This is a genomic window from Collimonas silvisoli (genome assembly GCF_018305005.1).
Taxonomy (GTDB): domain Bacteria; phylum Pseudomonadota; class Gammaproteobacteria; order Burkholderiales; family Burkholderiaceae_D; genus Collimonas; species Collimonas silvisoli.
This window is the reverse complement of the sequence record NZ_JAGQEG010000143.1, coordinates 1-9189: the sequence shown is the minus strand read 5'-3', so window position 1 is coordinate 9189 and position 9189 is coordinate 1. Positions and strand designations below refer to the sequence as shown.

General features: G+C 57.4%; 7 protein-coding genes and 1 pseudogene. All 8 read left to right on the top strand.

The features are described 5' to 3' along the window. A pseudogene (locus KHU33_RS24420) lies at positions 1-131 on the top strand (3-isopropylmalate dehydrogenase); the annotation flags it as partial. A gap of 77 nt (positions 132-208) precedes the next feature. Then, positions 209-1342, top strand: a complete 1134-nt coding sequence (gene asd / locus KHU33_RS24415; protein ID WP_211467855.1) for an aspartate-semialdehyde dehydrogenase — start codon at positions 209-211, stop codon at positions 1340-1342. Positions 1343-1612: 270 nt separating this feature from the next. Then, positions 1613-4588 carry a FimV/HubP family polar landmark protein gene (locus KHU33_RS24410; RefSeq protein WP_211467853.1) on the top strand — a complete coding sequence of 992 codons (2976 nt, stop codon included), beginning with the start codon at positions 1613-1615 and terminating at the stop codon, positions 4586-4588. A gap of 85 nt (positions 4589-4673) precedes the next feature. Further along, entirely contained in the window at positions 4674-5492 is an 819-nt protein-coding gene (truA, locus tag KHU33_RS24405; RefSeq protein ID WP_211467851.1) for a tRNA pseudouridine(38-40) synthase TruA, read from the top strand. 86 nt (positions 5493-5578) lie between these two features. Beyond that, positions 5579-6253, top strand: coding sequence for a phosphoribosylanthranilate isomerase (locus tag KHU33_RS24400; protein WP_211467849.1), 675 nt, complete (start codon positions 5579-5581; stop codon positions 6251-6253). Positions 6254-6343: 90 nt separating this feature from the next. Further along, positions 6344-7609 (top strand): tryptophan synthase subunit beta, encoded by a 1266-nt coding sequence (gene trpB / locus KHU33_RS24395; protein WP_211467847.1) that lies wholly within the window; start codon positions 6344-6346, stop codon positions 7607-7609. Between the two features lie 87 nt (positions 7610-7696). Beyond that, entirely contained in the window at positions 7697-8494 is a 798-nt protein-coding gene (gene trpA, locus KHU33_RS24390) for a tryptophan synthase subunit alpha (protein WP_211467845.1), read from the top strand. A 114-nt stretch (positions 8495-8608) separates the two neighbouring features. Continuing rightward, a partial coding sequence (locus KHU33_RS24385) for an acetyl-CoA carboxylase carboxyltransferase subunit beta (protein ID WP_211467843.1) occupies positions 8609-9189 on the top strand: 581 nt, incomplete at its 3' end.

Genomic DNA, 9189 nt, shown 5'->3' with positions numbered 1-9189 from the left:
CCAACCGCATCGAGGCGGCGGTCAAGCAAGTGCTGGCGCAAGGTTTGCGTACCGCCGATATTTATGAAGCGGGCACCACCAAGGTCGGCACCAAGGAAATGGGTGCGGCCGTGGTCAAGGCTTTGGGGTAAGTGAATCTGGCAGGTGATCTGCCGTGAAGTGCGGGGCTTGTCCCCGATGTTGGTACAACTATAGTTAGGGAATCATGATGAAACTGGTTGGTTTGGTCGGTTGGCGTGGCATGGTGGGTTCGGTCTTGTTGCAGCGTATGCAGGAAGAGGGCGATTTCGCCCATATCGAACCGGTATTTTTTTCAACTTCAAATGCAGGCGGTAAAGCCCCGGCATTGGCGAAAAACGAGACAACGTTAAAAGACGCCAGCGATATTGAAGCCTTGAAAAAATGCGACATCATTATTACCTGCCAAGGCGGCGACTACACCAGCGAGATTTTCCCGCAATTGCGCGCCGCCGGCTGGAGCGGCTACTGGATCGACGCTGCCTCCACGCTGCGCATGAAAGACGACGCCATCATCGTGCTGGATCCGGTCAACCTGGATGTCATCAAGGATGGTTTGAAGCGCGGCGTCAAGAACTACATCGGCGGCAATTGCACCGTATCCTGCATGATGATGGGCCTGGGCGGCTTGTTCCAGCACGACCTGATCGAGTGGATGACTTCCATGACTTACCAGGCTGCTTCTGGCGGCGGTGCGCAGCACATGCGCGAACTGCTGACCCAGTTCGGCTCCATCAACGCCGAAGTCAAGGCGCTGCTGGACGATCCGAAATCGGCAATCCTGGAAATAGATCGCAAGGTGCTGGGCAAGCAGCATTCCATGTCGGCTGACGAAACCAAGCAATTCGGCGTACCTTTGGGCGGTAATCTGATTCCCTGGATCGACAAGGATCTGGGTGGCGGCCTGTCGAAAGAAGAATGGAAAGCCGGCGCCGAAACCAACAAGATCCTTGGCCGCGGCGAAGGTTTCAGCAATGGCGGCAAAGTTATTCCGGTGGATGGCTTGTGCATCCGCATCGGCGCCATGCGTTGCCATTCGCAGGCATTAACCATTAAATTGAAAAAAGATGTGCCGCTGGATGAAATCAATGACATCATCGCCACTAATAACCAGTGGGTGAAGGTGGTGCCTAACGATAGAGAATCGTCAATGCGCGACCTGACGCCTGCGGCAGTGACCGGCAGCCTGACAATTCCCGTCGGTCGTTTGCGCAAACTGCAGATGGGTGGCGATTATTTGTCAGCATTTACTGTGGGCGACCAATTGTTGTGGGGGGCGGCAGAGCCGTTGCGCCGCATGTTACGGATTGTTCTGGACGCCTGACTTGTTACGGTAGTTGTGATATTGTTGCCGACTTGCAATATGGCCCGCTAAGTATTTTCTTGAAGAAAGTCTTAGCGGGCTTAGCGTATCTGTCGGTATTTGCCGAATCTTGCTACGCTGATGTCGTGCTGCCGTGCCGCTAAATGGGGCTTTATCATTTGCGGTGCGCGACACTAATGTCAATCTGGATATTGATTTTTAAGAAAACTGGGTACAGTATTTGCTTTCAGCAAGATTTGTTTCCATATATAAGCCAACGGACAGTCCTTCATGCCACACAACATGCACCTGAATTCTTCGAATAAATTTATTTCAACCGGTTTAAAGACCCTTACGGCAGCCGTGGTTTCCGCCATGCTGATGGTGTCTAATGTCGAGGCTGCCGGTGTGGGTAAATTAACTGTGCTGTCCTCGCTGGGACAGCCGTTACGTGCAGAAATCGAGCTTACTTCGGTAAGTCAGGACGAAGCTGGCGCGCTGGTAGCGAAGCTGGCTAGCCAGGAAACTTATCAGCAAGCCAATATCGATTTCAATCCGGCCTTGCTGTCTTTGCAGTTCGCCATCGATCAGCGCAATGGCCGCCGTTTTGTGCGGGTTACCTCGACCCAGCCGATCAATGAGCCGTTTGTCGACATGCTGATGGAACTGGGCGGCACCAAAGCGCGCCTGGTGCGCGAATATACCCTGTTGCTCGACCCCGCCGGCCAGCGCCAGGCCCAGCCAGCTCAAATCGCCGCGCCAGCAACACCTGTATCGCCTGCGGCGCGTGCTACCGCCGGTACAGCCGTTGCCGCCCCGCGTCCGGCTCCAGTCCAGGCCACCCAGGCGCAGCCGCAAGCAGGCGCTGGTTCGACCATCACCGATGACACCCGCGCAGCAGCAGCCAGGGCGGTCGCCAGCGGCGCTACCGGCACAGCCAGCAAACCGGCCACAGTCGCCAATGGCAGCAGCCCGGCCAAGGCGGCAACGGTCGCGGCAGCGGCGTCCTCCGCAGGTGGCGATTACCACATCAAGAAAGGCGACACGCTGGCAGGTATCGCTAGCGCAAACCTGCCGGCCGGCATATCGCTGGACCAGATGCTGGTGGCGCTGTACCGCAGCAACGAGGGCGCGTTTGTCGGCAAGAATATGAATCGCCTGCGCTCAGGCCAGATCCTGTCGATTCCTGATGCTGACACTGCAGGTAGCGTCAGCAAGTCGGAAGCCAGGAATGTCGTGCTGGCGCAATCCAAGGATTTCAAGAACTATCGCAATACGCTGGCCGGGATGGTTGAGGCGGCAGCGCCAAATGCCGCAGCTGAGTCCAAGCAAAGCAGCGGCGGCAAGATTACTGCCAAGGTGGAAGAGCAAGCCAATCCGGCCAGCGAGTCCAAGGACAAGTTGAAATTGTCGCGCGGTGCGGCTGCGGCCGGTGCTGCCGACGCCAAGGCTGCAGCAGTTGCCGCAGCTGCTGCGACCGAAGAGAAGATCGCACGGGAAAAAGCTGCCGCCGAGGCGGAAGCGCGTGTCAAGGCATTGGAAAAAAATGTCAGCGACCTGCAAAAAACGCTGGAATTGAAAAACAAGAACCTGGCTGATCTGCAGAATCAAGCTGCCAATGTGAAACCAGCAGCTGCGCCTGTGGCGCCAGCACCAGCAGCAGCACCGGCAGCATCTGCGCCGGTAACTCCACCTCCGGCAGCCGCGGTTCCTGCGGTGGCTGCTGCCGCTCCGGTGGCTTCTGCTCCAGCTGAACCGGTTGCCGCAAGCTCAGCTCCTGCCGCTGTCGCCGATGCTAAGCCAGCTGCTCCAGCGGTAGCAGCCGCCCCGGCAGTAGCACCAACGCCGGCCAAACCTAAGGTTGTTGCGCCACCACCGCCAGAGCCAACTTTCATTGAAAGCATTACCGAAAATCCATTGTTGCTGCCGGTAGGCGGTGTTCTGGTGGCGTTGCTGGCCGGACTCGGCCTGTTCCGTTACCGTCGCAATCGTGCGCGCCAGCAGGCTTTCCTGGATAGCAGCGGAGCGCCGATGACGAATTCCGCTTTGAAGGGCAATTCCTTGTTTGGCTCGACCGGCGGACAAAGCGTTGACACCAAGAACAGCATCTTCAATTCGAATTTCGTACCGTCGGTCAGTCATCTGGACACCAATGTCGATCCGGTAGCCGAGGCGGATGTATACATCGCCTACGGCCGTGATGCACAAGCCGAAGAAATCCTGAAAGAAGCCCTGCGTAACCAGCCAAGCCGCAACGCCATTCGCGTCAAGCTGCTGGAAATCTACGCTAACCGCAAAGACCCGCGCTCCTTTGAAATCCTGGCCAGCGAGCTGTATAGCCTGACTCGCGGCGAAGGCGAAGATTGGCAGCAGGCGGCTGCGCTGGGCCTGAATGTCGATCCGCTCAACCCCTTGTACGGCGGCGGCAAGCTGCAGGATCAAGTGATTGCCAAGGCAGATTCGATTACCGCGCCGACTCAGCCTATGGATGGCCTCGATTTCAATTCCCTGACAGCACCGACCCAGCCGAATGCTGCGCCGATTCCAGAGCTGGTACACACCGCTCCGGTGCAATTGCTGGCGCCGCTGACAGATACGGAACTGGGCAAACACGACAGCGCAGCTGCAGTATCGGCGTCAGCAACTGATATGGATTTTGATCTGGAAGAACTCGGCAGCGAAGCTTCCGCCAATCAGAATACGGTGTTGTTGTCAGCTCCTCACGAAGCCGGAAAATCGCTGCTCGATTCACTCGATTTCGAATTGGACCATAAGCCGGTAGCAACCCCAGCGGCTGCGACGAAAGTTGCAGAGAAGAGCGCTCCGGCGGCGATGGAGTTCAGCGCGCTGGAATTCCCGGCCGGCGGTCAGCCTTCGAACTACGAACCGGCCCACGCCCACATCGATATTCCCGCAGAAACCGAGCCGGTTAAAACACCGGTGGCGCCTTCGTACGCACAGCATACGGAACCGATGGTTGCACCGCTGGAATTTAATCTGTCTGGCATGAATCTGGATCTGGACAGTGCGCTTCAGGCACATGCTCCGGCGGCCAGCGTCGCTTCTGCAGCCGCGCCTACAACGATAGCGGCTGAGCCTGCTGCAACTGCTACGGCCAATCCTGAAATGGCGACCAAGCTTGATCTGGCCGTTGCATATAAGGAGATCGGTGACAAGGAAGGCGCGCGCGAATTGCTGGAAGAAGTATTGAAAGGCGGGAGTGCGGAGCAGGTCGATGCAGCGAACACTTTGCTGGCCAAGCTGTAACAACTAGTACAATAAGCTTAGCATTTTGCTTTCGACGGGCGCAGCGTTATGCTGGCGCCCGTTTGTTTTTTTAATTGGAGTTCGCTTGAAACGTATCGTTCTCGGCGTGCAGTATGACGGCACACCTTGGCAAGGATGGCAGACCCAGCCTAGCGGCAAAACCGTGCAGGACAGGCTTGAAGTCGCTTTGCAAAAATTCACGCAAGGTCCGGTCGCCACGACTTGCGCCGGCCGTACCGATTCGGGCGTGCATGCGCTGGAGCAGGTGGTGCATTTTGATACGGCCTTGTCGCGCGAAACATTTTCCTGGGTGCGTGGCTTGAATGCTTTCCTGCCGCCGTCGATAGCCGTGCGCTGGGCGCATGAGCTGGCTGTGCCTGCGGAGAGCGCGGTTGCGGATCACGCAGATCAGTTCCATGCGCGCTTTAGCGCCACTGCAAGAACTTATCATTACCTCTTGTACAACCATCCGGTCCGTTCGCCGTTATTGGACGGCAAGGCCGGCTGGGTGTTCCGCCCGCTAGAGCTGGAGTTGATGCGCCAGGCTGCAGCACATTTGATCGGCACCCACGACTTTTCCGCGTTCCGCGCAGTGGAATGCCAGGCCAAGTCGCCGGTCCGCACCATGGGCGAGATCAGTATCGAGCGGCGCGGCGATCTGATCGTATTCAGCTTGCGCGCCAATGCCTTCTTGCATCATATGGTGCGCAATATCATCGGTTCCCTGATCTATGTCGGCAGCGCCAGTAAACCGCCGGAATGGATTGCCGAGTTGCTGTCGCAGCGCGATCGCGGCCGCGCCGCACCGACTTTCATGCCGGACGGCTTGTACCTGGCGCAAGTAGCCTATGATTCAAAGTGGCAGCTGCCGCAGCAACCTGCAATGTTGTTGCCCTGGCTATAGATATTTTGTCCTTTTGCCATCAATTTGTCATGTCGCCAAGATGATATATTGCGGATACCGATGTTTTCCTGTTTAGACTAAACCCCATGAGCCACCGTACCAGAATCAAAATCTGCGGTCTGACCCGCGAGCAGGACGTGCAAGCCGCGATTGCGGCGGGCGCCGATGCGCTTGGTTTTGTGTTCTATCCTAAAAGCCCGCGCTACGTCACTCCAGAGCAAGCCGCCAGCCTGATAGCCAAGGTGCCGCCATTCATCACTACGGTCGGCTTGTTTGTGAATGCCGAGCCGGAACAATTGCAGCAGATCGTGGCGCAGGCGCCGGTATCGCTGCTGCAATTCCATGGCGATGAAACCGTGCAGCAAAGCGCCGCACTGGCGCAGTCGGTAAATCGGCCATTTATCCGCGCCATGCGTATCGGGAGTGCTACGGTAGCCGCCGATTTGCTAGAATACGCACAGGCATATCGTTCCGGCAGCCGTTTGTTTGCCGGATTGCTGCTGGATACCCTGGTTGAAGCTTATGGCGGCAGTGGAAAGGTATTTGATTGGTCTCTCATCCCAAAAGAACTCGCGCCTCAGGTCGTTTTAAGTGGTGGCTTGAGCGTGCACAATGCGACTGACGCGGTAAAGCGCGTACGTCCCTTTGCGGTCGACATCAGCAGTGGCGTCGAACAAGAAAAGGGTATCAAGGACGCCGCCAAGATTCGCGCATTTATTGATGCGATACGGCAGGCGGACGCCGATTTCGACGAGATCTAGAGCACTATCTGTGCTTCCAGCGAGTTTCAGCGAATGTCGCTAATACGCAGTCGATCGGCAGCCTCAGCAAACAATACAGAGAGATATGCCATGAAAGAATTCACCCCCATCGAGCAATACGCCGAGCGCCAGCCGCTCGCCAGCACCGCTTTGCGTCAAAGTGCGCAATACAAGCTGCCGGACGCCAAAGGCCATTTCGGCATGTACGGCGGCAGTTTTGTCTCGGAAACCCTGACCCTGGCGCTAAGCGAGTTGCAGCAGGCCTACGCCAAATATCAAAAAGAGCCGCAATTCCTGGCCGAATTCCACAGCGAGCTGAAACACTATGTCGGCCGTCCCAGCCCGATTTATCACGCCAAGCGCTGGTCCGAGCAGATGGGCGGCGCGCAGATCTATTTCAAGCGCGAGGATCTGAACCATACCGGCGCCCACAAGATCAACAATGTGATCGGCCAGGCATTGCTGGCCAAGCGCATGGGCAAGCCGCGTGTGATCGCCGAAACCGGCGCCGGCCAGCACGGTGTGGCGACCGCCACCATTTGCGCCCGCTTCGGTCTCGAATGCGTGGTCTACATGGGCAGCGAAGACGTCAAGCGGCAAATGCAGAACGTGTATCGCATGAATCTGCTGGGAGCCAAGGTGGTGCCGGTCGAATCCGGTTCGAAGACTTTGAAAGACGCGCTCAACGAAGCCATGCGCGACTGGGTCACCAATGTCGAAGATACTTTCTACATCATCGGCACGGTCGCCGGTCCGCATCCGTATCCGATGATGGTGCGCGATTTCCAGTCGGTGATCGGCAACGAGTGTCTGACACAAATGCCGGAAATGACCGGGCGCCAGCCTGATTACGTGATCGCCTGCGTTGGCGGCGGCTCGAATGCGATGGGGATTTTCTATCCCTACATCGATCATCACGATGTCGCTTTGGTCGGCGTCGAAGCCGCCGGCGAAGGACTTGCCAGCGGCAAGCACTCGGCTTCGCTGACGCTCGGTTCGCCGGGCGTACTGCATGGCAATCGCACTTATCTGCTGCAGGATGAAAACGGCCAGATCATCGAGACCCATTCGATTTCGGCCGGCCTCGATTATCCTGGCGTCGGTCCGGAACACGCGTGGCTGAAGGATTCCGGCCGCGCCACTTACGAAACCGTGACCGACGATGAGGCGCTGGCGGCATTCCATACCTGTTGCCGCATCGAGGGCATCATCCCGGCGCTGGAGTCCAGCCATGCCTTGGCATATGCGGCGAAACTGGCGGCGACCCTGCCCAAGGACAAGATCGTCCTGGCCAATTTATCGGGCCGCGGCGACAAGGACATGCATACCGTCGCCGAACGTTTGAAACTGGCTTGAGCCACGTAACCACCTAGCCGCGACCCGGTCCGCAGCAGCCGGTTCGCGGCGGACCGGCAAACAACACAACCCATCTCGATAGATCCTATGTCACGAATCCAGACTACTTTGGCGGCACTCGCCGCCATTCATAAAAAAGGGCTGATCCCTTTCATTACCGCTGGCGATCCGGCGCCGGAACTGACCGTGCCGCTGATGCATGCGCTGGTCAGGGGCGGCGCCGATATCCTGGAGCTCGGCGTGCCGTTTTCCGACCCGATGGCCGAAGGCCCGGTGATCCAGCGCGCTTGCGAGCGGGCGCTGAAATTCGGCGTCAGCTTGCATGACGTATTGGCATATGTGCGCCAATTCAGGCAGACCGATAGCAGCACGCCGGTGGTGCTGATGGGTTATGCCAATCCGTTGGAGCGGATGGGCGTCGATGCTTTTATTGCGGCGGCCAAAGAGGCCGGGGTCGATGGCAGCATCGTGGTGGATTATCCGCCGGAAGAGTGCGAAGAGTTCGCCCAGAAAATGCAGGCCAACGGCATGGACCCGATTTTCCTGCTGGCGCCGACCTCGACCGAAGAGCGGATCGCACAGGTTGCCAAGGTCGGCGGCGGTTTCACGTATTATGTTTCATTGAAGGGCGTGACCGGCGCCGCGAATATTGACACCAGCGAAGTTGCAGCCAAAGTGGCGGCGATCCGCAAACATGTCAAATTGCCAATTGGCGTCGGTTTCGGCATTCGCGATGCCGCCACTGCCAAGGCCGTGGCGCAAGTATCGGATGCGGTAGTGATCGGTAGCCGTATTATCCAAGAGCTGGAAAATACGCCGCGCGAACAGGCTGTGGCGGCGGTAGAGAGCTTCCTGTCAGGGATTCGGAAGGCGCTGGACGAGTAATTTTGATGGTGAAATGGCAAATATTTCCTGAATTAACTAGTTTGATTAGCTATTTCGCTGATTTGGGGATGAAGGTACAATTCGGCAAGAAAAAAATCTGAAGGAGGTCACTCTATGAGTTGGCTAGAAAAATTACTACCCCCACGTATTCAGCGCAGCGACTCGGCAACCCGCAAATCGATCCCTGAGGGATTATGGGTCAAATGCCCGGCGTGCGAGGCGGTTTTGTATCGCACCGATCTGGAGTCGAACATCCATGTTTGCCCGAAGTGCGACCATCACATGCGGATACGTGCACGTGAACGGCTGGACGCCTTGCTGGATGCCGGCGGGCGCTACGAAATCGGCCAGGAAACCCTGCCGATCGATACCCTCAAATTCAAAGATAGTAAAAAATACCCTGACCGCCTGAAAGCGGCGATGGACGCCACCGGTGAAACCGATGCGCTGATCGTGCTGGGCGGCTCCATCATGACGCTGCCGGTGGTCGTGGCGGCGTTTGAGTTTGAATTCATGGGCGGTTCCATGGGTTCTGTGGTGGGTGAACGCTTTGTGCGCGGCGCTCAAGTCGCACTGGAGCAGAAAGTGCCGTTCATCTGCATCACAGCCACTGGCGGCGCGCGCATGCAAGAAGGCTTGCTGTCCCTGATGCAAATGGCCAAGACCACCTCGATGCTGACCAAACTGTCAGAGAA